The organism is Acinetobacter sp. ANC 4558 (assembly GCF_002135375.1).
In the GTDB taxonomy this organism is placed as follows: domain Bacteria; phylum Pseudomonadota; class Gammaproteobacteria; order Pseudomonadales; family Moraxellaceae; genus Acinetobacter.
Map to the genome: position 1 here is coordinate 424,455 of NZ_NEGH01000002.1, position 23,564 is coordinate 448,018.

The 23,564-nt window shown below is 34.9% G+C and carries 15 protein-coding genes and 3 tRNA genes; 8 read left to right on the forward strand and 10 right to left on the reverse strand.

Annotated features, from left to right (window positions below):
* The first annotated feature begins 8 nt into the window (after nt 1-8).
* Nucleotides 9-911: a LysR family transcriptional regulator OxyR gene (oxyR, locus tag B9T31_RS04525; RefSeq protein ID WP_086180760.1), complete on the forward strand. Its 903-nt coding sequence runs from the start codon at nt 9-11 to the stop codon at nt 909-911.
* Nucleotides 912-963: 52 nt separating this feature from the next.
* Here the strand turns inward: oxyR and ppk1 are convergent, their stop codons facing one another.
* Together ppk1 and mtgA are read right to left on the reverse strand one after the other, a co-directional pair.
* A complete protein-coding gene (ppk1, locus tag B9T31_RS04530; RefSeq protein ID WP_086180761.1) occupies nt 964-3,045 on the reverse strand; it encodes a polyphosphate kinase 1 in 2,082 nt (693 codons plus the stop codon).
* 110 nt (nt 3,046-3,155) lie between these two features.
* A complete protein-coding gene (mtgA, locus tag B9T31_RS04535; protein ID WP_086180762.1) occupies nt 3,156-3,833 on the reverse strand; it encodes a monofunctional biosynthetic peptidoglycan transglycosylase in 678 nt (225 codons plus the stop codon).
* Nucleotides 3,834-3,943: 110 nt separating this feature from the next.
* On the opposite strand from mtgA, the gene B9T31_RS04540 reads away from it, so the two are divergent.
* Nucleotides 3,944-4,753: a rhomboid family intramembrane serine protease gene (locus B9T31_RS04540; RefSeq protein ID WP_086180763.1), complete on the forward strand. Its 810-nt coding sequence runs from the start codon at nt 3,944-3,946 to the stop codon at nt 4,751-4,753.
* 29 nt (nt 4,754-4,782) lie between these two features.
* Here the strand turns inward: B9T31_RS04540 and B9T31_RS04545 are convergent, their stop codons facing one another.
* Nucleotides 4,783-7,266 (reverse strand): ABC transporter permease, encoded by a 2,484-nt coding sequence (locus tag B9T31_RS04545; protein ID WP_086180764.1) that lies wholly within the window; start codon nt 7,264-7,266, stop codon nt 4,783-4,785.
* A 1-nt stretch (nt 7,267) separates the two neighbouring features.
* The gene (locus B9T31_RS04550; protein ID WP_086180765.1) at nt 7,268-7,993 is read right to left on the reverse strand and encodes an ABC transporter ATP-binding protein; all 726 of its coding nucleotides are present in this window, start codon (nt 7,991-7,993) and stop codon (nt 7,268-7,270) included.
* A 9-nt stretch (nt 7,994-8,002) separates the two neighbouring features.
* Between B9T31_RS04550 and B9T31_RS04555 the strand changes: the two genes are divergently transcribed.
* Nucleotides 8,003-8,632, forward strand: coding sequence for an arylesterase (locus B9T31_RS04555; protein WP_086180766.1), 630 nt, complete (start codon nt 8,003-8,005; stop codon nt 8,630-8,632).
* A 60-nt stretch (nt 8,633-8,692) separates the two neighbouring features.
* On the opposite strand, the gene B9T31_RS04560 is transcribed toward B9T31_RS04555, so the two are convergent.
* Nucleotides 8,693-9,307, reverse strand: coding sequence for a carbonic anhydrase (locus B9T31_RS04560; protein ID WP_086180767.1), 615 nt, complete (start codon nt 9,305-9,307; stop codon nt 8,693-8,695).
* Nucleotides 9,308-9,607: 300 nt separating this feature from the next.
* On the opposite strand from B9T31_RS04560, the gene B9T31_RS04565 reads away from it, so the two are divergent.
* Together B9T31_RS04565 and B9T31_RS04570 are read left to right on the forward strand one after the other, a co-directional pair.
* Nucleotides 9,608-10,642: an alpha/beta fold hydrolase gene (locus B9T31_RS04565; protein WP_086180768.1), complete on the forward strand. Its 1,035-nt coding sequence runs from the start codon at nt 9,608-9,610 to the stop codon at nt 10,640-10,642.
* Between the two features lie 14 nt (nt 10,643-10,656).
* Nucleotides 10,657-11,664 (forward strand): hypothetical protein, encoded by a 1,008-nt coding sequence (locus tag B9T31_RS04570; protein ID WP_086180769.1) that lies wholly within the window; start codon nt 10,657-10,659, stop codon nt 11,662-11,664.
* A 48-nt stretch (nt 11,665-11,712) separates the two neighbouring features.
* Here the strand turns inward: B9T31_RS04570 and B9T31_RS04575 are convergent, their stop codons facing one another.
* Complete coding sequence (locus B9T31_RS04575; RefSeq protein WP_086180770.1) at nt 11,713-13,920, reverse strand: FepA family TonB-dependent siderophore receptor; 2,208 nt, start codon at nt 13,918-13,920, stop codon at nt 11,713-11,715.
* Nucleotides 13,921-15,169: 1,249 nt separating this feature from the next.
* Nucleotides 15,170-16,444 (reverse strand): DcaP family trimeric outer membrane transporter, encoded by a 1,275-nt coding sequence (locus B9T31_RS04580; RefSeq protein WP_086180771.1) that lies wholly within the window; start codon nt 16,442-16,444, stop codon nt 15,170-15,172.
* Nucleotides 16,445-17,135: 691 nt separating this feature from the next.
* On the opposite strand from B9T31_RS04580, the gene yccS reads away from it, so the two are divergent.
* From yccS to B9T31_RS04595, 3 genes are all read left to right on the forward strand, one after another.
* Complete coding sequence (gene yccS, locus B9T31_RS04585; protein ID WP_086180772.1) at nt 17,136-19,310, forward strand: YccS family putative transporter; 2,175 nt, start codon at nt 17,136-17,138, stop codon at nt 19,308-19,310.
* Between the two features lie 83 nt (nt 19,311-19,393).
* The gene (locus B9T31_RS04590) at nt 19,394-19,954 is read left to right on the forward strand and encodes a YcxB family protein (RefSeq protein WP_086180773.1); all 561 of its coding nucleotides are present in this window, start codon (nt 19,394-19,396) and stop codon (nt 19,952-19,954) included.
* Nucleotides 19,955-20,117: 163 nt separating this feature from the next.
* Nucleotides 20,118-22,805, forward strand: a complete 2,688-nt coding sequence (locus B9T31_RS04595; RefSeq protein WP_086180774.1) for a PepSY domain-containing protein — start codon at nt 20,118-20,120, stop codon at nt 22,803-22,805.
* Nucleotides 22,806-23,186: 381 nt separating this feature from the next.
* On the opposite strand, the gene B9T31_RS04600 is transcribed toward B9T31_RS04595, so the two are convergent.
* The 3 genes from B9T31_RS04600 to B9T31_RS04610 form a co-directional block, all read right to left on the reverse strand.
* Nucleotides 23,187-23,262: transfer RNA gene (locus B9T31_RS04600), tRNA-Val, on the reverse strand.
* Nucleotides 23,263-23,293: 31 nt separating this feature from the next.
* Nucleotides 23,294-23,370, reverse strand: a tRNA-Asp gene (locus tag B9T31_RS04605).
* A gap of 26 nt (nt 23,371-23,396) precedes the next feature.
* Nucleotides 23,397-23,472, reverse strand: a tRNA-Val gene (locus B9T31_RS04610).
* Nucleotides 23,473-23,564 lie beyond the last annotated feature (92 nt).

Sequence of the window (23,564 nt, forward strand, 5' to 3'; positions counted from 1 at the left end):
AGGACACTATGGCTGCACTACCATCCCTAAGACAGCTGTCATATTTAGTAACACTGTCTGAAACGCTGCATTTCACCGAAGCAGCTCGCCGATCTTTTGTCACTCAGTCAACTTTGTCTGGTGGTATTATGGAGTTAGAGCGACTTTTGGGTGGCGTACTCGTTGAACGTGATCGCCAAAACGTACGTTTAACTCCTCTAGGAGAACAAGTTGTTGCTCGAGCCCGTGTTCTTTTAGCGGATGCCCAAGATTTGATGCGCCTAAGCCGTGAAATGAGTGAACCACTCACTGGTGATTTACATCTCGGTATTATTCCAACCATTGCGCCCTTTATTTTGGCTCAATTATTAAACGAAGTACATAAACAATTACCAAAAATTCAATTACATTTACATGAAGCTCAGAGCGAAAGGATTGTAGAAAGACTTGAACATGGTAATTTAGATATGGTTGTGCTGGCATTACCATTTGATACCCGTGGTTTAAAAGTTGCTGAAATCAAAAAAGAGAATTTATTCTTGGTATGTCATAAATCTGACCATGTTTCCATGAATGCAAACTCTTTAGATCAACTCGATCTTTCACATTTGATGTTGCTCGAAGAAGGTCATTGTTTACGTGATCATACTTTAAGTGCATGTCCTATTGGTGAACGTAAAAATGATCATCGTTTAAAAGCAAGCTCATTACCTACGTTAGTTGAAATGGTTTCTGCAAATCTTGGTTTTACGTTATTACCAGAAATTGCGTTACATACCAATATGATAAAAGCCAATCCAGATTTAGTCATAAAATCGATTAACTCAGCACCAAGTCGTACGCTTGCTTTAGTTACCCGTAAAAGCACGCCACTTCATAGCGAATTTGATGTTCTTTTACAAATTTTGCAAAAAATTACGCAAGATTTATAAATACAAAACGAAAAAAGGAGTCAATATTGACTCCTTTTTTATTGTTTCATTTTTAAAGAATTGTATCTAATAAAACGCGTTGTGCATTATGTGGTTTTTGACCCTCTGCCACTTCAGCTCGAATCCAGCTGCCATCACTTTGCAATAACCATGCTTGCTGATTATCTTCTAAATAGTTAATTAGTCCTTGTTGATAAATCCGTTTTTTCAATGCAACATCTTGAATTGGAAAACATGATTCAACGCGATTAAATAAATTACGATCCATCCAATCTGCACTAGAACAATACACGCGAGCATCGCCATTATTGCTAAAATAGTAAACACGAGTATGTTCTAAAAATCTGCCCACAATTGATCTTACGCGAATATTTTCAGATAAACCTGGTAAACCTGGGCGTAAGCAACAAATAGATCGAATAATTAAATCAATTTGCACGCCTGCTTGAGATGCTTCATAAAGTTTATTAATTAATTGCACTTCAGTTAATGCATTCACTTTCACAATAATTCGAGCTAACTTACCTGCTTTCGCATTGGCAATTTCATCATCAATAAAGTTAATTAGCTGTGCATGAAGGGTAAATGGAGCATGAAGAAGCTTTTTGAGCTTCGCCATTTTCCCCATTCCTGTTAATTCTTGAAAAATACGATGAACATCTTCACATAATTCTTTTTCAGTTGTCAGCAAACCATAATCTGTATAAATACGAGCATTACCAGCATGGTAATTCCCTGTGCCTAAATGGACGTAGCGAACCAACTTATTATTTTCACGACGCACTACCAAAATCATTTTGGCATGGGTTTTATACCCCACAATGCCATAAACAACAACAGCACCTGCTTCTTGCAATACATTTGCAACTTCAATATTGGATTCTTCATCAAAACGTGCACGAAGTTCAATCACAGCAGTCACTTCTTTCCCATTTCTGGCAGCTTCCGCTAAAACTTGTACAATTTCTGAATCTGGTCCACTACGATATAACGTTTGCTTGATCGCTAGTACTTGGGGATCACGTGCGGCTTCACGTAATAAATTAATAACTGGAGCAAAAGATTCAAAGGGATGGTGTAATAAAATATCTTGCTTCTTCATCGCACTAAAAATATTTTCAGATTTTTTAAGTACTTTCGGAATCACAGGAATATGTGCATCATAACGTAAATGAGGACGTTTAAAGTTAGACAGTAACCGAGCAAGATTTACAGGGCCATTAACTTTATAAAGCTGTTCTTCATCTAAATCAAACTCATCCAGTAAGTAACGATAAATATGTTGCGGACAATTTTCTGTTACCTCTAAACGTACAGCTCGACCAAAACGACGAGAACTCAGTTCACCTTTTAATGCTTTCGCTAAATCCTCAACATCTTCATTTAGCGCTAAATCAGCATTTCGTGTAACACGAAATTGATAACAGCCTGTTGCGGTCATACCTGGAAACAAGTCAGATACATGTTCATGAATAATCGCAGACAGCATAACATGATGCTCTTTACCATCGGTAAGCTCATCAGGTAAACGGACTACACGTGGTAAAGAACGCGGTGCTGGCACTACCGCTAAATCGATTTGACGCCCAAAAGCATCTTTCCCTTCCAACGTCACAATAAAGTTTAAGCTTTTATTCACTAAGCGAGGAAATGGATGTGCTGGATCTAAACTAATAGGTGTGAGTACAGGTGCAACTTGTTCCTGAAAATATTTCTTAACCCATGCAGACTGTGCAGGTGTTAGTTCACCTCTGCGAAGAAAGCAGATATCTTCTTCGCGTAATTTTGGCAAAATTTCTTCATTTAAAATACGGTATTGTCTTTCAATTGCAATATGCGCAGTTTCCGAGATTTTTTCTAAAATTTGTTTTGGTGTTAAACCATCTGGGCTACGACTTTCATTCCCCAACCCCAGTTGCTCCATAACCCCAGCAACACGAATTTCAAAAAATTCATCTAAATTTCTAGAAAATATAAGTAAAAAATTCATCCGTTCAAGTACTGGATGTAAAGAATCTACAGCTTGTTCTAATACACGTAAGTGAAAATCTAATATAGATAACTCACGATTAATATAGCGATCGTTATAGGTGTATTCCGCTTGCAATGGAATTGTGCTAACTGCATTATTCATAATTCACCTAGATATTAAAAATATTCGTTATATACCTAAGTATGCTTCAATTTAATGAAAAATTCATAAAAAAAGCCCAATTTTTTGGGCTTTTTCAATCTTTTATTTGATTATTCAGGAATACGGCTATAACGCATATATTTTTGTACAATCCGTTTTTTATATGCCAGTTTACGATCATTTCTATTCTTTTGATAATACTTAGGATTCGTTAAAATAGCGGCGAGGAATGAGGCTTGTTCTTTACTTAAACTTTTAGCAGATTTTCCAAAATAATACTGAGCCGCAGCTTCAACACCATATATATGATCACCAAACTCGACCGAATTTAAATACACCTCTAAAATACGCTGTTTTGACCACATCTTTTCCATCATCCAAGTGGCAATTGCTTCTTCACCTTTTCGAATGAATGATCTTTTATTATATAAGAATAAATTTTTTGCCAATTGTTGAGAAATCGTTGAACCACCAGCAACAACGCGACCTTTATCTTTATTTCGTTCTAAAGCAAACTGTACACCAGCCCAATCAAAACCATGATGTTGCAAAAACTTACCATCTTCAGCGGCAATTACTGCTCTTTTTAAATTGTCACTAATTTGGTCATAATTCCGCCATTCATGCTGAATAGGTTGTGATCGATCTGAAAAATATGCAATCCGCATAAACATCGTCGTATCTACCGGATGTGTCCGCCACCATGCTAAACTTGCAAAAATCCAAACTTGTACCAAAAGGAATAATCCCACCAGTATCATTAAGACGCGAACAATAAAAGCCTTCATATGGGAGACTGACCCCTAATTAATCTTTGCTTGACCATGTTAAAATTTACCGAGCAAGAAAAAAAGTCTTTCCTGTCATTTTTAAACGTAAATATCAATTAAGAAGTATTATGACAACTCCAACGCCTACTTTTGTAAAATCTAAATTTGATCTGCATTTATGGTGGGTAACTGCGCTGCTCATTACCATTAATGTAGGATTGTTTGTTTGGCAAGTATTGCATGGCATGAATATTAATGCACCACATACTTCTGACGCAATACATTGGGGCGCAGATTTTGCCCCTCTCACCTTTTTAGCTGAGCCAGAACGTCTATTGACCAGTATGTTTTTTCATTTTGGCTTAGTACATCTTATGTTGAATATGTGGGCGCTGTATATTTTTGGTAGTGTTACTGAACAACTTTATGGTCGTGTTTATTTTCTAGGGTTATATATTTTAGCGGGTTTAATGGGAAGTTTACTCAGTGGATATATAGCCATTCAAGACAGTTATGAAATTCTTCAACGTGGTCAAGTCGAACAAAATCTTTTGCCAAGTGTAGGGGCGGGCGCATCTGGCGCAGTTATGGGTTTAGGTGCGTCATTAACTATTTTAGCAATTCTTCCACAACTACCACAGCAACGCTTCTATTTAGATCGTAAAACGCTCATTATTGTCATGGTACTCAACCTTGCGATAGGTTTTACCATTAGTGGTATTAATAATGCCGCTCATGTGGGCGGCATAATCATGGGTGTTATTCTAACCCTCATTTGGTACATAGGTGAGAAGTTGAAGCTATCACCTGTATTTAAAACAATTGGAATACTGACAGGAGCGATACTTTGCTATTTCTTCTATCAATATTGCCAATCGCTCATTGTGAATATTCAACCTTTCTGGCAAGAACTGATTCAATGGATGATTAAAGAATAAAATTCAACCAATCAATAGCTCATAATGAATCAAGATTGATTCATCTCTCTTAAGCTTTTTAGTGGTGGAATATGACTTAAATATCCTAATCGATAACGACCAATGAGCATACATAAAAGCGTCATACAAATTGGTAAAATAAACCAGATTTCCCCGTGTAATTGAATAGGTAAATCCATTCTATAACTTGCAATTGCACTCACAACTTCAGCAAAAACACATGAAACAATCCCTGCTATAAGTCCCATTAAACCAATCTCGAAGGTCATCATATTTTTGAGTTGACGTTTTGAACCACCAAAGGAGCGTAATAAAGCCACTTCTCTTTTTCGTTCATCCATCAATATATTTAAACATGCAATAAGCACTAAAACTCCAGAAATGCTCACCAATACTGCCAATAGACTGATAATTTTGACTAAAACGCTTACTAAACTTTTTATTTCATCTAGAATAAGGCTAACATCAATAAATACAGTATTAGAAAACTGTTGAATAATAGGAATGAGCTGATTTTTATCAGACTCTGGAACATAAAAGCTGCCTAAATAACTACCTGCATTTTCATCCATTGTCATCGGTGAGAAAATGAAAAAGAAATTGGGACTAAAGCTTTCCCATTCAACTGTTCTCAAGTTTATAACCTTTGCATTGAGTATCCCTTCAGGCAAACTAAAGCTCAACTGATCTCCTATTTTGATTCCTAACTCTTCTGCAGTTTTAGCCTCGACTGACACCTCTCCCAATCCTTGAAAATTTGATCTGCCCTCTACAATTTGATTGTTTTCAGGATATTCATTGGCTTGGGTTAAATTAAGTTCACGACGCAGTGAATTATTTTGTTTAATCAATTCATCAGAAAAAGGTTGATCATTCTTTGCAATTAAACGCCCTTTAACATTTGGATATAAAGGTGTACTTTTCCACTTCTGCGCTACAATTTTTTCTTGAAATTCAGGCATATCAAAAGATGGTAGTCCATACACAAATTGGTTTGGCGTTCCTTCAGGAAGTTGTTGCTGCCAACGTTCCATTAAATCTGTTCGTAAAACCATTAATACGGTAATAAGGCTTAATCCCAGTGCTAAAGCTGTAATCTGAAAAGCGGTTTGATAAGGCACGCGAACATAAGTCGAAAGTTGTGATTTTCCTGCCCGAATTAATTTTAAGATGAACCAAATCACAATATATAAAGCAGCACACAATACAATAATTGAGCCAATAACCAATATACTTAAAACTAAATTTTCAGTTAAAACAACACTGAATATAATCAGACTTATGGTACCTGTCAGCAGCATCCATAACCATGAACTCGCTGATTTATCTTGCTGACGAATCACACGAATCGGTGCAGTATTCAACAACTGTAATAAACTTGGTAAAACAAATCCGAGTAACACAATTGTGCTGGTCAGTAATGCAATTGGTAATGGCCCTAACAATAAAGCCGCTGCGGAAAACTGCAATTGTAAATGGGGTATAAGTTGCAGCATTAACTGCAATAAGGCATAACCTAATCCAATACCAACAACAGATCCAATGAACATAGCGATAATTAACACTAGACCCAATAACGCCAAATATGCAGTTAAAATTTGCGATTTTCTAGCACCAGTACAACGTAATAATGCAATATGATCTTGATTTTGTTGTACATATCTTTGTGCTGTTAATGCAATTGCAATTCCACACAGTAAAATCGTTAAAATATTAGCAAGCTGTAAGAATGTATCTAAATTCTCAATTGGCTTCATCAATCGAGTGTTACCCTGATTCGCATTTCTAATTTTTAAACTACTTTGCTCTTCAATTTCGTGCCCATCTACTTGTGCAATATGTGGATGTTGTTTGAGATAAGTTCTAAAATTTCGTTCAAAAGATTGCAGCTGATCAGATTCACCAGACAATAGTAGTCGATATTCAATACGGCTTCCAATTTGAATAGCATTCGTGATTCCAATATCAGCTTGAGAAATAATAACTGTAGGAGAAAATGCTGAAAAACCTAGTTCTTGGTTAGAATCTTGTTCAATCACTGCTGCAACTTTAAATTGACCATCTGCAATATGAAGAACATCGCCAATCTTGACTTTTAATAAATCCATTGCACGCTGACTCAGCCACACATCACCCTGTTTGACTGAATTTTGCTGTGGGCTTACTTTAATTTGACCACGTAAAGGAAATGCTTGATCTACAGCCTTAACATTGACCATCACAAACTCATCATCTGTGTGTGCCATTGAGCCAAAAACTGTGACTTTAGATTGCTTTAATGATGCTTCATCTGCCTTTTTTTTCCACAATGAATCGATTGGTTGATTATCATTAATGACTAAATCTGCGGCTAGCATTTCGGCAGCTTGTAATGCTACAGCATGTTTAATTTGCTCATTACTAAACTTCAATGCCGTTGTCGCACTAATGGCTAGCGTTAACGCAATAATAAGTAAATAAACACCTGTTGTTCTAAAGCTTTGCGTAAAAATCGGACGAAATAAATGATTCATTTCATCCTCCTTGCTGATGTTCAATCAATTGCCCATCAAGCAACTCGAAATGTCGCTGACAATGCTTTGCCAACTGTTGATCATGGGTAACTAAAATCAGTGTAGTACCTAATTCGCGATTTAGCTGAAAAAGTAATTGTTCAATTTCTTTCGCTGTTTCACCATCTAAGTTTCCTGTTGGTTCATCAGCAAAGATAATTTTAGGCTGACTGATTAATGCACGTGCAATTGCAACACGTTGTTGTTCTCCACCAGATAAAACCTTAGGTGTTTGTTGAACTTGTCTTTCAAGTCCAACCTTTTTTAATAATTCAATCGCGGTTTGTTCAGCTTGCTTATAATTAAATTTTGCCTCTAAACGCAAAGGAAGCATGACATTTTCTAATGCACTTAAATGCGGTAACAATTGAAAAGACTGAAAAACAAATCCAATATGCTTCAATCGTATGAGTGCTCGTTGCTCTTCATCTAAATGCTGAACGTCTTCGCCACAAACCGTTAATTGTCCACTGCTCGCTTGATCTAGCGTTGCTAAAATCCCCAATAAAGTCGATTTTCCTGAGCCAGATCTACCTGTAATTGCAACTTGATCGCCAGCATAAATTTCAAGACTCAAATTTTTAAAAATAACCAACTCTTTATTGGCCAGTGGAATCTTTTGTGTCAAATGCTGGGCAGATATAATTGCTTGTGGCATGATTAAGTCGTCATTATTAAATGTGGTCATAGCATCCTTATGCAAAAAAGCAATCTCTTAAAATCTAAATTCGTGTGTTGTCTTTTATTCTGCATCGGCTTATTTCCAATGCTAGTGTCTGCCAAAACCATTATGATTCTAGGCGATAGTTTAAGCGCAGGTTACGGAATTCAAAAACAACAAGGTTGGGTTCATTTATTACAAAACAGATTAGACCAACAGTATCCCAAACAGCATAAAGTGGTCAATGCAAGTGTCAGTGGCGAAACTACCAGTGGTGCTGTTGCACGCTTACCTAGGCTTTTACAAACACATAAGCCAGATGTTGTCGTGATTGAATTAGGCGGTAATGATGGGCTTCGTGGTCAGCCACCTCAAATGATTCAGAAGAATTTAGCCCAATTAGTCCAACAAAGTCAAAACAGTAAAGCTACTGTCATACTTTTTGGCATGAAAACTCCACCAAACCTAGGCACAGCCTACAGTAAAGCATTTGAAAATACCTATAAAACAGTGAGCCAACAATATAAAATCAAGTTACAACCTTTCTTTTTAGAGGGTGTTGCAGGACATAAAAATTTGATACAAGCTGATCAAATTCACCCGAATGCAGAAGCACAACCTATTCTTCTAAAAAATGCTTATCCTTATATCAAAGAAGCACTGTAATTTTTTGTAATTCGTAAAATAAAAAGCCAGCAATTGCTGGCTTTTAAATCATGATGTCTTTTAAAAGTCGTAAATCAGTACTTCACCTGTTTCTAATGAATATTCAGCACCAACAACTTGTAATCGTCCTTTTGCAATCAAGCTTTCTAAAACAGCTGATCCATGACGTAATTGATTGACTGATGCAAAAACATTGGATCGTACGGCATGTTTAGATAATTTTTCTAGATCATCTTTCAGTTCTGTTTGCATTAAAATTTCAACAGATGGGCGCACACGATTAACGATGGACATCAAGTTTGCAGAAGATGGCTGACTTGGGTTCATTAAAGCATTAATCGTTGAGTGAATTGCACCACAATGCGTATGACCAAGCACCACAACAATAGGGCAATTAAAACTTTCGGCAGCAAATTCAACACTACCAACTTGAGATGGCGCCACAATATTACCTGCAACACGAATCACAAATAAATCCCCCAACCCTTGGTCAAATACCATTTCAGCAGGTACTCGTGAATCAGAACAACCTAATACAATTGCAAATGGCTCTTGATTTTCTGCCATTTCCGCACGCTGAGCATGTGTTAAAAGCTTAGGATGATTGGTATCTCCATTAACAAAACGTTGATTTCCCTTCTTTAAACGTTCTAAAGCTTCTTCTGCTGTAAGCATTTTATTCACCTTAATTGGAAGTTGAAATATTTTAATCCTTGTCTTGCAGAATGTCACTTGCAAATAAATAAGTGATTGATTATTTTCTTTAAATGAAAAGTATTATAATACTTTATGTTTTTGTGCTTAATATCACGCTTTATATTCATGTATTTATACGTAATATGAAAAGATTTAGTGACATTATAAATAAAATATTTAGAATGTAATCAATAACATTTAATTCATTATTTAACGATTTTCGCTTATAAAAATAAACTAATGAATTCTGTAATTTATAACTGTTAAGGAAAATGAAATATGGATCAATTATTACAACGTCTTAGTGTTTTTGGCAAAACATTATGCCTTGGATTGGTCTTGAGTATTTCTACCCCCCTTCTTGCAATACCCAGTATAATTCCTACGAATAATAGTTTTTCAGCTTTGCAAAATTTTTTAGAACTCGAACGTCAAAATGCTGGGTTAAAAAGTAAAGCACTGACCATTGGTAATGTCACTTGGAAATATAGTGAAGGCGGCTCCTCCCAAAAACCATCGGTACTCTTAATTCATGGTTTAGCTGGAAACCGTGATAATTGGAATAAAGTAGCGCAATATCTCACTCCTTATTACCATGTCATTATCCCAGATTTACCGACCAATGAAGATATTCAAATTCCTAAAAAACTTGATATGTCTGTGCCAAGTGTCTCATCAGAACTCAGACAATTTGTTGAAGCTATTCATATAGAAAATAATTTAAATATTGCAGGTCACTCATTGGGAGGGTCTATTGCGACTTATTATGCCTCACAATATCCTTTTGATACTCAAAGCTTATTTTTATTAAGTAGTGCGGGTATTTATAAAGAAGCAAAAACTAGCTATGCATTAAATCCATCCACACTTAAAAATTTAGTGATTACTAAACCAGGTGACTTAGATCATGTATTATCCAAATTAATGCAATCCCCTCCTCGTGTGTCTGCAGATATTAAATCGGCTCAAGAAAAGCTCCTTATTTCACAAGCTTTACAAACCACACAATTGATTGATCAAATTATTAAACTGAATCAAATTTATACACCTGAAACTTTTGCTCGTTTAACACGTTCAGTTGAAGCACCCACATTAATTTTATGGGGAAAACAAGATCAAATTATTAACTATGAGGTTGCAAATGAACTACAACATTTATTTAAACGCGCTGAAACACCGATTATTTTAAATAATGTGGGACATATGCCAATTTTGGAAGCAGAAAATTTAGTCGCTCAATCTTATTTACCTTTTCTTTCAAAGACACAGAACCTAAAAAACCCACTTGCTGATAAACTAATTCCTTTAAACTAATTCTTGAATATCATATGCAGAAAATAGATCAGATTGAACAACTCATAGAAGCTCATCTTCATTTTTTAGATCAAGAATTCTCTCACCCACAAACAATAAAAAATGAGTTTATTCATTTTTATCAGTGGTTTCAAAATAAAACATTACAAGATATTTGGACATTTGAGCAAATCAATCAACTCATTCAGCAGCAAGTTTTATCTACACCTGCCAGTGATTTTCTCATTGAACAAATTTCTGAACAGCTACATTTTGCGTTAGTTCATGACCTTAATGACACCACAAAAATAGCAGATATTATTCCTGTCTTAACCATTGATAAAATTGCACAATATGTTGCAAGTAAAAGTGGGCATCGACAACGTTTAATCAGAACAATAGTGAATAATCCTGCTTTTTCAGCAATGATTACTCAGTTAATTCAACATTCCATTCAGGATTATTTAGACAATTCCGTCATGGTTAAACACGTTCCAGGTGTTTCAAAATTCATGAAAATGGGGAAGTCAGTGCTTGAATCTGTGGCTGATTCCAATTTAGAAAATACCATTCAAAATTATCTTCAAAAAAATATTCTAAAACTCAGTCAAATGAGTGAACATGTTTTAAATCAAAATTTTAATGAGCAAAAGCTTTATCAATTTCAAGCAACCCTTTGGCATAAAATTAAAGACCTTCCACTTTCTGTATTAAAAAATTATATTGAAGTTCAAGATCTTCCCCAAACCGTAAATTTAGCAAATGAAATTTGGGAACATGTGAAACAATCTGAATATACACAAAAGCAAGTCCATGATGGTGTCTATACATGGTATATACGAAACCAAGAACGAACTTTTAGCCAACTATTTCGTGATTTAAACATCAACGAGGCTTTAATTGAAAATGAACTTCAAAACTTGCTTGAACCAATTGTGCAAAGTATGGTGAGTTCAGAATATCTACGTCAACGCACTCGTTTATATTTAGAGAAATTTTATTATTCTGAACAAGTCACTCAAATTCTTCGTATTCAACATTAATATCCTTTATAAAATAAAAAGCCGCTTTACGCGGCTTTTATTTTTACGTTAGAAGCTATATTTTACATTAACGTAATATGCACGACCCGGCTCATTATATGTTTGGTTGATTAAGGTATCACGTAATTTCTTTTCATCAAACAAGTTACTTATACCAACACGAGCACTTACATTTTTCGTAAATTTATACCCTGTATTAATGCCTGCAATACTATAACTCTTTACTGCCGTTGTATTTAAAGTTGTATTACGTGTTTCAGCAAATTCGCGTGGTTTTTGACGTCCATATTGGGTATAAACAAAATTAACATCCCAATCATCGGTCAAATTATAGTTGAAAATCGAGTTAATCGTATAATCTGGTACGATGGATAATGGATTACCCGTTGATTTGTTCTTTGAATCCTTCATATACGTAAAATTGTTTGTCCAACTTGCATTATCAAATGTAAGTGTAATACTCCCCTCAAACCCTTGAATTAATGCTTTTGGAATATTCACCCACTCCAAGACATGATAAGTTTCCGCCCCAACCTTGGTTGTACCAATGACTTCATCTCCAGACGTAATTTTATTTTTATAATCATTACGGAACCAAGTTAAACTTGCATTTACCATATCTTTTTCAAATTGGATTCCCAATTCTTTATTGATTGATGTTTCTGGTTTTAAATGATCATTTCCGACTAAATAACAACTTCCATTTTGCGTTAATTCAGTATCTGGACAACCATTCCCTTTTGTAAACAGCAAGTAGCCTTCTGCATTTTGGTACATATTCGGTGCTTTATATGCTTTGGCAACACCACCTTTTAATGTCCAATAATCACCTATTTGTTGTGTCACAATTAAACTTGGACTCCAACTCGAACCTGATTTATTGTGATCATCAAAGCGTAAACCTAATACCAAATCTGTGGAATCCGTAACTTTAAGATTATCTTCTACATATACCGATCTGATCTCAGACTTCATGCTTGAACGGTCTTTCGGTAATTTAATAATTCCTGATGCATCTGCTTGAACTGTAGATGCCGTATCTTTAAAGTCATCTTTAACCCATTCAGTACCCACAGTCACGTTTTGTGGTATAACCACTTCAAATGGAATACTCGCTTCTGCATTAAAGCGATACGACTTTAAATCTGAAACTGGTCTGTCTTGGGCAGAACTAATACTCCCTTCTGGACCGCCAGCTAAATCTTCTTTTAAACGTTTATTTTTAGTTCGATCATACTGCGCCACAATTTTACTACTTCCCCATGACCAAGAACCGTCATGAGTAATTGCATAACCATCGCGATACATCGTATTAGTTTCTTTGCCTAGCAAACTGTTTAATAACTGTGTTTTTGAATCTGTTGCATTATTATTACTCGGATCGTAATTGCTGTTTTGTGTATCACCAGTGTAAATATTTCCTTGTCTGCCAGATGAAATATCAAAAGTTAAGCTTTGTTCATCATTAACTTGCCAAGCTAAACGCCCACCAATATCTTTATTTTTTACGCCTTCACGACCTGCAGCTCGTTTTCCCGCTGCTGTCGGAGGATTAATATCTGCTGCATCTGCTTTTGTTTTATTATAATTTCCATATAAACGATAAGACAAAACGTCTTTAAGAATTGGACCACTTAAGTTAAAACTTTCACGATGACTACTGCCTTCTTTTGAGTTCTCTGGCTGATTCATGAATGCTTCAAAAGTACCATGTGTTTCATTGGTTACTTTTTTCGTCTTAATATTGACTACACCACCCATCGCGCCTGAGCCATAACGTGCTGCTGCTGGACCACGCAGAACTTCTATCGATTCAATAGCATCTGCTGGAACCCAATTGGTATCACCACGTGTATCACGCTCCCCACGCCAACCATAGCGCACTGAGTTACGTGAATTGACGGGTTTACCATCAATTAAAATTAGGGTGTTTTCTGGCCCCATACCACGAATATCAATTTGCCGATTATTTCCTCGTTGCCCTGTTGAGCTATTGCCCGTTAAATTAACCCCAGGCATACGACGTATATATTCCGCAACATCATTGACAACAGGTAACTGTTCTAATTCTTTTTCTGTAATGATAGAGACACCCAGTGCCTGCTTAATTTGTTCTTCTGCCGTCAATACAATTGTTTCTAACTTTGTTGTATCTTGTAGATTACTTGGTGATGAAACGTCATTTGCATGTGCAATGCTGCCTAATATCGAAATAACAGCAAATGCCAACGAATTTTTTAAAAATATTCTATTCATAAAATAACCTACGAAGAATAAGTAGATGATGTATCTAAATTGTTGCCAATTGTAACCAACACAAATGTTATTGCAATACATATCAATAATTATTCTCATTACTATTAGTTGTTAATATTATTGTATTTTTTAATGAAATAAATTTATTCATTTGAAAAACATATATATTTTATTAAAAATTATTTATTACTTATATCTTTTTTTATTTATTTCAAGCTTATATATCTAAATTAAATATATAGAAATCTTTAATATTCATTAGAGTTCTGAAAGTTTTTCATTTTTTTATTGATCAATGACAATTATCTACAAATTGTGAAGAAAATGTGAATTTACTACTATATGGCGAATTATATTGAATAAAAATAATAGATTTCTTTCATAACTCATTTATTACCCATTGCCATGTTGTAAATTTCAGCAATTGAATTGAAAGTTAAATCGAGTTTTTTACCTCAGTTTCAAGCATATTCAGTAGTTATGGTATATCGCTTAAACTGTATTTCAAAAAAAGATTTTTTGATTCGATATATTTCATCTGCATATTATGATCCTCTATTATCCCTCTTTGAATTAAAGATCACCTAGGTATCTCCCAGTTAGTCAGCATCTCAATGAAATCTACGCCAAACTCTACGTAACCACGTGAGTATATAATATTCTTTTGAATAAAATAAATACAAAAAATAATAGCTGTAAATACGTTCTGGCCATCTATGAAATATTAAAATTTAGTTTATATCTTTTTAAAGAAGATATAGTGCAATTTGAATATGAGCTTGAAGAACCATATTCAGCTACTTTATTTATCATAATCTGTAAAGCTTCAGATGTAAAACCTAAAAATAATTGAAATTTCTTTTTGAATTCGAATTCATTGGTTTATTTTTAAACAAAAACACTTAATCCTGAAAATATAATTCAACTGATATATTTAGATCTATCTAAAATTAATTTTTAAGAATTCATGTATAATTTGTTATCTAAAGCTTAAAATTAAATACGATCAAAAGAGATATTTTGAATATTGTTTCTTATCTACCATGATCTCAATGCATTTTAATTATTAAATTTATATTTCATCAAATAAATTTGATACATAACCGCCTTCTTGTCCTTTTAATCTAAATCAAATTAAAAAAAGTGACTTACTTATTCTCAGTAAATTGTATTATTAAATAATCTCGATTGAATAAAAAAAGCAGAGAACGAATCTCTGCTTTTAAATTATGCGAATACAGGAGTGATATTAGAAGCTATATTTAGCCATTAAACCAATACGGTCATCTTTGAATTTATCGCCAGCAAAGGTTTTACGTTCACCATTAATATATTCAACACCTAAGTCAACAGGCTTAACAGGTGAATATACAAAGTTGATCCAAGCTTGTTGAACAGTTTTGTTCGCACCTTGAGTTGCTTTTGCATAATCACTGTCTTTATCTGCAAATAAAGCACCATAACCAATAGTTGTTTTCAAGTTTGGTAAGATACTGTAGGTTGCGCCAGTTTGAACACCCCAAACCTCATTTTGTTCAATCTTCTTATTGATAGTATCAGCTACATATGCAGCTGTTGCACTAGTACCATATAAATACTTGTTATCACCTTTCACATAAGAAACATCTGCTGTAAGTTTTAACGGCTCAATCACATCATAAGTGACACCGCCCGCTAAACCCCAACCAGTTTTGCTCTTATCAATCGTATCTGATTTATAGTATTCAAGTAACGCACGACCAGAAGCACTACCTTTACCATCAGCAAAATCTTGAACAACTTTTGCAGTTAAAGCAGGTACGCTATATTTAATTCCAGAACCAGTACTATCGCCTTTTTCAGCTGCAAGGAATAATTTCGTAGTTGGTGCTAAATTCAAACCATAACGAACCATTGGGATACGTGCTGTACCACCACCAACGTTTGTACCATAGTCAATCATAAATGGAGCATGGCTTGATAAGAAGTTCGATGTTGTTTGACCAAACAACCAGTTATTATAGGTTAAGTATGCATGACGTAAACGTAGCGTATCATTTGAGCCCGCTGCACCTGCAAAGTCTGCTTCAATTTTACCGCCAACATCTGCACCTTCAACTTTGGTCTTAAAATCAAAACCAATACGCGTTGTTTTTGCAGTTGCGCGGAGTTTATCTTTAGTAGTACCTTTAGATGTCGCTACTTCGTTAAAGTCACTATCAGCACCTTCAATAATATAGTTTGCATCACCGCGTACAAAACCATAAACCTTAAATTCTGCTCCGCCTTTAGTCGTCAAAGCCGTTGGAACTGTAGATTTGCTTGCAGCAGGTTGAGCCTTAACTTGCTCAATTTGTACTGCTTGAGTTTGCTGAACTTGATGTTGTTGTAAAACAAGCGCTTTTAGTGCTTCTATTTCTTTGCGTAATTCTTGAATTTGTTGTTGTTCAGCAGCTGCAGCATTTGCACCAACACTAAACATTAACGTTGAAACTGTAACCGCCAAACTTTTCACTAAAAATTTCCCTGTAAGAAATTGACTCATTAAATTCTCCAAATTTTTAATATGCATCTGTGTATTTAGTCCCTTAAGCTAATTTTTCTTCCAAGTCCAAAGCTACACATCTGCTTTAAAATACCCAAGCATTCACTTGGTGATAAAAAAATATATTCAAAATTGTAAAAAAATATTTGAATACCTACATAATCTATCAATTTCTGCTTAATATGAAAATCATTTTTATTGAATATTTTATAATAAAATATCAATTTTACTTATCTTCCTTGCTATATCTTTCTTTTTCATAATATTAATATGTGAAAATTCATCTCTGTTTAATTCATTATCTATTCCCTCATTTCCTGTATCTTCTTAAAATTAGAGATGAATTTTAAAAATATTGATAATGTAGTAGATAAGTAAATTTAATTTATCAGTTAATAAAATCATCCATTAAAGAATCTTTTCATATAAAATAATTTAATAGTTAGTATTAATATTTATCAAGTATCTTTAAATAAAATTCGACTAAAGTTTAAATCTCTTTATTGAAAATAAGACTTATTGTCTTCTACTAAATGATTTTTTTCACTCACTTAAAATTACTTTTAATGAACAATATAAAAAAATTATGAATTTTATCGACTAAACAAAGACAATATTCAATGTCCATAGTATGATTTAAATTAAAACTCTTCCCTTCATTTTTACGATGGATAACAATTAAAGGCTTATTTTGAAATCTTGGTTAAAGCGTTTACAACAAATCACGTATAACACAACATTCATGTATAACCTTCGAATGATTATTGCATTTGCAGGTACAGCTTTTGTTCCATATTTTTTAGGCAATCAACTCGCAACCATTCCTTTAACCTTAGGTGTCGTTGCAGCAGGAATCAGCGATATTGATGATCGCTTTTCAGTTCGAATTTTAAATCAACTTTATACTTATATTGGTTTTTTTATTACCGCAGTATCTATACAAATTTTATTCCCGCATCCTGTTTTATTCGCATTCGGATTAATTATTTCTTGTATTGGCCTTATTCTGTTAGGTTCCTTAGGTCGTCGCTATGCCACCATTTCTTATGGTTGCTTAGTCATTTCTGTTTACGCGATGTTGGGCGTAAATTTATTTGAACAGTGGTATATGCTGCCCTCTTTATTGGTCATTGGTGCAGGATGGTATGGTTTAATTTCAACCATTAGTTTTTTATTATTTCCAGTGCGTGAAGTTCAAGATCGCTTATCTTATTGTTATTCATCGTTAGGCGATTTTCTCTTTTCAAAATCGAATTTATTTGATGTTGATATGACAACTAAAAGCTATCAACAAAGCCTAATCGATTTATCATTAGAAAATGGCAAATTGATTACTATTTTTAATAGTATGAAAACAGCTTTGCTGACACGTCTAAAAGGCGATCGAGGACAAAAAGATACTCGACGTAGTTTACAATATTATTTTGTTGCTCAAGATATTCATGAGCGTGCTGATTCTGCACATATCGATTATCCAAAACTTGCAAAAATTTTTGAACATAGTGATATTTTATTTAGATTTCAACGAATTTTGTCGCTACAAGGAAAAGCATGTAAAGATTTAGCCGAAAGTATTATGAAGCTAAATACCTATAAACATAATTTAAGATTTACCCATGCTTTTCAAAATTTAGAAAATTCGCTTCATAAATTACGTCATGAAAATCGTTACGATATTGTTTGGGTCAATGCCCTCTTTGCCCTCTATCAAAATTTAAAATCTATCGATGCCCAACTACGCAACCTAGAAACAGAACGCCATATTAAATTTGATAAATCTAAACATATTGAAAATCAATTAAAAGATGATGACCTAAAAGGTTGGGCAGATATTGTAATTCGAATCAGGCAAAACTTAACTCCCGAATCAGTTTTATTTCGCCATGCAATTCGCTTATCTTTCGTCTTACTTTTGGCTTATATTTTTGTTCAGGTCACTCAAATTGAACATGGTTACTGGATACTTCTAACCACTTTATTTGTTATTCAACCTAACTTTAACGCAACTAAACGTCGTTTAAGATTACGGATCATTGGAACCTTAATCGGCATACTTGTAGGTTATGCCATTTTATATTTCATTCCCTCAATAGAAGGTCAACTATTATTACTGATCTTGAGTGGTGTTTTATTCTTTGATTTAAGAAGTAAACAATATGCACAAGCAACTGCATTTATTACGATTTTAGCACTTATTAATTTTAATTTAGATGGTCTAGGCTTAGAAGCGGGTCTACCACGCATGATTAATACCATTATTGGCTGCGGATTTGCTTGGTTTGGCGTCAGTTATATTTTCCCTGATTGGAAGTTTCGTCGCCTACCAAGAACAATATCTCGTTCGTTGCATGCCCAGTGCCAATATTTAGCAGAAGTAATTCAGCAATATAAAACAGGTCGAAATCATGGCTTAAATTATCGTATTGTACGTCGAACAGCGCATAATACTGATGCTGATGTTGCATCACTCATTTCAACCCTTGCAACAGAACCCGATTTTGACCCAACACAAAAAGCCCAAGCATTTGAATTTTTGTGCCTAAATCATACATTACTCAGCTATATTGCTGCTTTAGGTGCGCATCGAGAGCAAATTTATGATCCAGAAATTTTAGATGTTTTAGATAAAGCGCTTGATGATATTCAAGGTGCGTTATTGAGAGATGAGGTTCCTGATTTGACAGCACAAAATATGCTCCAAACAATTCGTCAAAAGCTCAACTTAAATAGTGATGATGATCAACAACCATTCATTATTTTACAACAACTCTCACTGATGTTAAGCATTTTAAATCAACTCAGTCATTTAAAGCAGAGTTTAAGTTATGAGTATGATCAGCAATCAACCGAACTCGGATCATTATAATTCGGATGAATATGCGACAATATACTCCTGCAATCCTTTAAATAATGCTACACTTTTTCCAGTTTCAATTTGTTGTTTTCACTATGACCGCTAAAAATCTATACGCTTATACTTTACAGCCTGTGAACTATGAAATTTCCGAGGCTGAGCAACGCCACGCACAACTTGTAATCTGGCGCAGTACCAATAAAATTGGAACCAAAGCTTGGCTCATTATGGGTGCCGTTATTGCCCTAGCAATCTTAGGTATTGTTTTATTAAAAGGCTATTCAACTGCATTTTGTTGGGTCGCTATTGCTAGTGTCGTACTTTACTATTTAGTTCGTAAATTTGGACTAGAATGGTACGTCAAACGTAAAATGAATGAATATCCTGTTCAAGAAATTAAAGGAGTTCGTTTAGGGGTTCAACCTCACGGCATTGTGATGCGCCAACAAATGGGTGCCCAAGAAGGTGTCGGTGCAATTGCATGGAAAGACATTTATGAATGGTATAATACACCTGATTTCATGTTGCTTAATTTTAAAGTTAAAGGACAACAGGGAGCTTATATTTTACCTAAGCGCCTAGACTCTAAAAACTTCCCATTCAAAACTATACGTGAGCATTTAAAAGAAGCAGTTGGTGCTGCAAAAACAATTTAAGTGCATCATCCTAAAACCTCCTTTATGGAGGTTTTATCTTATTAAGATTAACCACCTTTATAAAAGATAATAAGAATTAATATTATTTAGATTCTACATACTAATTTCTTATTCTTGATTTATAATATTCCTTAACAAATTTCCTTCATCTTCTTTAACCGTTATGTTAAAAAAAATCTTTTTTCAGATTCATTGGTTTCTAGGTATTACAGCAGGTTTAATTCTTGCGTTAATGGGTGTCACTGGTGCAATTTATTCATATGATCAACAAATTTTACAATGGATAAATCAAGACAGTTATACGGTACAAGTTGAAAATAAGCCCAAGCTAACACCTGTTCAAATTTTTCAGCACTTTCAAACGAAATCGCCCGAATTGCAAATCAATAGTATCACGGTTGCTAAAGATGCCGCCTCTTCATCTTCAATTAACATTGTCAAAGAAGGTGCTCGGCGCGGTAAAAATATAATGATTAATCCTTATTCTGCTGAAATTTTGCCAGAAATTAAAGGACAAGCATTTTTCCAATTTATTCAACAATTACATCGTAATTTAACCGTAGGTCCCGTAGGTAAACAAATTACGGGTGCATGTACACTCATTCTTATCTTTTTTGTATTAAGTGGTATATATTTACGCTGGCCTAAAATACATACAATAAAGCAATGGCTTGCAGTAAAACCTCAGCTTAAAGGTCGTAATTTTATTTGGGATTTACATGCTGTTGTCGGTACATGGGTCATTATTTTCTATTTACTACTGGCATGTACGGGTCTTTATTGGTCTTATGACTGGTGGCGTGAGGGAATGTTTAAAGTTTTAGGAGTAGAACGCCCTCAAACTCAGATGCAAACATCTGGACAAAATCGATCAGAAGGTTCGCGTGGTGAACACGCAAATCGAGAGCAAACACAAGGCAATAGACCGGAAGGTACACATGGAGATCGACCAAACAGAGAATCCTTCCAAGGAGAACGACCGAATAATGAAAATTCAGATCGCAGACGTAATAAACATAGTGACGAGCATCAAGAATTAACCCTTGCAACCACACAATTCGCATTAACTCAATCTTGGTCTAATTTTAATCAAAAAGTTGGACGTGATTATTCTAGTGTTACATTCAATCTTCCTAAAAATAATGATAATACAATCGAAATTGGTTTTATAGATCCAATTCCTCAGCATGAACGTGCGCGCAATAAAGCTATTTATAATTATCAAACAAATGAAGTAACAACATTAGAATTATATGAAGATAAAAAGCTTAATGAAAAAATAATGAGCAGTATGTTACCAGTACATCGTGGTAGCTTTTTTGGACCGATTTACCAATTTTTTGCAATGCTTGCATCTTTAGCTATGCCTTTATTTTTTGTCACTGGTTGGATGCTCTACCTCAAACGTCGTAAGCAAAAAAAATTAACGCAGGCTGCACGTAATGCTCAAGCTGGACTCACGATTGATCCGAATGCAAAACCTTGGCTAATTGTTTATGCCACCCAAACAGGTGTATCTGAGCAATTAGCATGGAACACAGCAACCAGCTTACAAGAGGCTCATCAACCAGCAACGGTCAAATCGGTACAAGCACTCACATTAGAAAATATTCAACAAGCTGAACAAATTCTATTTGTTGCAAGTACATATGGAACAGGTGATGCTCCAGACTTAGCAAATACCTTTGCAAAAAAAGTTCTCACTGCAACAATCGACTTATCTCATCTTCACTATGCTGTACTCGCTTTAGGCTCTAAAGAATATCCTGAAAGTTTCTGTAGCTTTGGTCATCAGATTGATCAATGGCTCAATGCAAATGGTGCAAAATCATTATTTGATCTTGTTGAAGTTGATAATGCAAATCAAGCTGATATCTTACATTGGAATACTGAACTTGCTAAAGCAACAAATTTAGAGTTACATGCGAAGACCTTAGATAAAGTCTTTGATCGCTGGATTTTATCAAAACGCACATTACTCAACCCAAATAGCTTAGGCGCACCTGCATTTAATATTGAACTCACAACTCAATCTGATATTTTATGGGAAGCTGGTGATATTGCAGAAATTCAACCAGGAAATAGTATTGAGCGAATTCAAGTCTTTTTAAATCGACACCAAATTGCTGAAAATACACAGATTGAACAGTTAAATATGAGTATTCAAAGCGCTCTTTGGAATAAAGACTTAACGACTGCAATCAAACCATTTAATCATATAGATCAATTACTTGAACAATTAACAGATCTCCCTGCCCGTGAATATTCAATAGCAAGTATTCCAAGTCAACAAGTCCTACGCTTAGTTGTTCGTCAACAATCTGATGCCACAGGCGAACTTGGTTTAGGATCGGGATGGTTAACGCAGCATACACCGTTACATTCAGAAGTTGCATTACGTATTCGCAAAAATGAATCATTCCATTTAATTGATGACAATCGCCCAATTATCTGTATTGGTAACGGAACAGGCATTGCGGGCCTACTTAGCTTATTACATACCCGTGTTCGTCATGATTACCGTCAAAACTGGCTTATTTTTGGTGAACGTCAGCAAGCACATGATTTCTTCTTTAAAGAAACCATTGAAATTTGGCAAAATATGGGAATTTTAAGCAAATTAGATGTTGCTTTCTCTCGTGATCAATCTGAAAAAATATATGTTCATCATAAAATTCGCGAGAATGCCAAAGAACTTCAATCTTGGGTTGAAAGCGGTGCAGTTATTTATGTTTGCGGCAGCATACAAGGAATGGCAAGTGATGTCGATCAAGTCTTGACTGAGATTTTAGGAGAGACTCAAATGGACAGCTTGCGTCAAAACGGTCGTTATAGACGAGATGTTTACTAACAGTTCACAGATAAATTAAAAAACCGAGCTTAAGCTCGGTTTTTTAATGCTGATCTTTAGCTATCTATTTTTCTCAGATCGATTTCAGTGATCAACTGCACCCAAAAGTGCAGTCAGACATGATCAGTATTTCACAACTGTAAATATTAATATTTTAATGAAATGGACGAACACGTACTAAGAAATGAGATCATCTGAAATATTCAATCTACATGCCATACATTCAAAGATTTATGCTGATTTAGAAGAGAGTTTATAAATAAAATTAAGCTATCAACATCCATAATCAAAATTTAAAAGTAGCTTAACGAGGATAAATCAAAACATAAAACATGAATTGTAAAATAATAAAAATTTAAATTAGAAAATAAAGAGAATATATGGTGGGCGCTGACGGGATCGAACCGCCGACATTCTGCTTGTAAGGCAGACGCTCTACCAACTGAGCTAAGCGCCCTTATAGGGTAAAACTATAATTCTTATTATAATGGCGCAGCGGACGGGACTCGAACCCGCGACCCTCGGCGTGACAGGCCGATATTCTAACCAACTGAACTACCGCTGCATAGGTATTACACATATCCAAAGATATGGTGGGCGCTGACGGGATCGAACCGCCGACATTCTGCTTGTAAGGCAGACGCTCTACCAACTGAGCTAAGCGCCCTTATAAGAGTGAAACTTTAATTTTTAATGGCGCAGCGGACGGGACTCGAACCCGCGACCCTCGGCGTGACAGGCCGATATTCTAACCAACTG

Bases quoted from the DNA above. Each gene is read 5' to 3' on its own strand.
- B9T31_RS04550 (WP_086180765.1), bottom strand. From the start codon at position 7,993: ATGACCACATTTAATAATGACGACTTAATCATGCCACAAGCAATTATA.
- B9T31_RS04590 (WP_086180773.1), top strand. From the start codon at position 19,394: ATGACCGCTAAAAATCTATACGCTTATACTTTACAGCCTGTGAACTAT.
- ppk1 (WP_086180761.1), bottom strand. From the start codon at position 3,045: ATGAATAATGCAGTTAGCACAATTCCATTGCAAGCGGAATACACCTAT.
- B9T31_RS04575 (WP_086180770.1), bottom strand. From the start codon at position 13,920: ATGAATAGAATATTTTTAAAAAATTCGTTGGCATTTGCTGTTATTTCG.
- B9T31_RS04570 (WP_086180769.1), top strand. From the start codon at position 10,657: ATGCAGAAAATAGATCAGATTGAACAACTCATAGAAGCTCATCTTCAT.
- B9T31_RS04555 (WP_086180766.1), top strand. From the start codon at position 8,003: ATGCAAAAAAGCAATCTCTTAAAATCTAAATTCGTGTGTTGTCTTTTA.
- B9T31_RS04580 (WP_086180771.1), bottom strand. From the start codon at position 16,444: ATGAGTCAATTTCTTACAGGGAAATTTTTAGTGAAAAGTTTGGCGGTT.
- mtgA (WP_086180762.1), bottom strand. From the start codon at position 3,833: ATGAAGGCTTTTATTGTTCGCGTCTTAATGATACTGGTGGGATTATTC.
- oxyR (WP_086180760.1), top strand. From the start codon at position 9: ATGGCTGCACTACCATCCCTAAGACAGCTGTCATATTTAGTAACACTG.
- B9T31_RS04545 (WP_086180764.1), bottom strand. From the start codon at position 7,266: ATGAATCATTTATTTCGTCCGATTTTTACGCAAAGCTTTAGAACAACA.
- B9T31_RS04560 (WP_086180767.1), bottom strand. From the start codon at position 9,307: ATGCTTACAGCAGAAGAAGCTTTAGAACGTTTAAAGAAGGGAAATCAA.
- B9T31_RS04565 (WP_086180768.1), top strand. From the start codon at position 9,608: ATGGATCAATTATTACAACGTCTTAGTGTTTTTGGCAAAACATTATGC.
- B9T31_RS04595 (WP_086180774.1), top strand. From the start codon at position 20,118: ATGTTAAAAAAAATCTTTTTTCAGATTCATTGGTTTCTAGGTATTACA.
- B9T31_RS04540 (WP_086180763.1), top strand. From the start codon at position 3,944: ATGACAACTCCAACGCCTACTTTTGTAAAATCTAAATTTGATCTGCAT.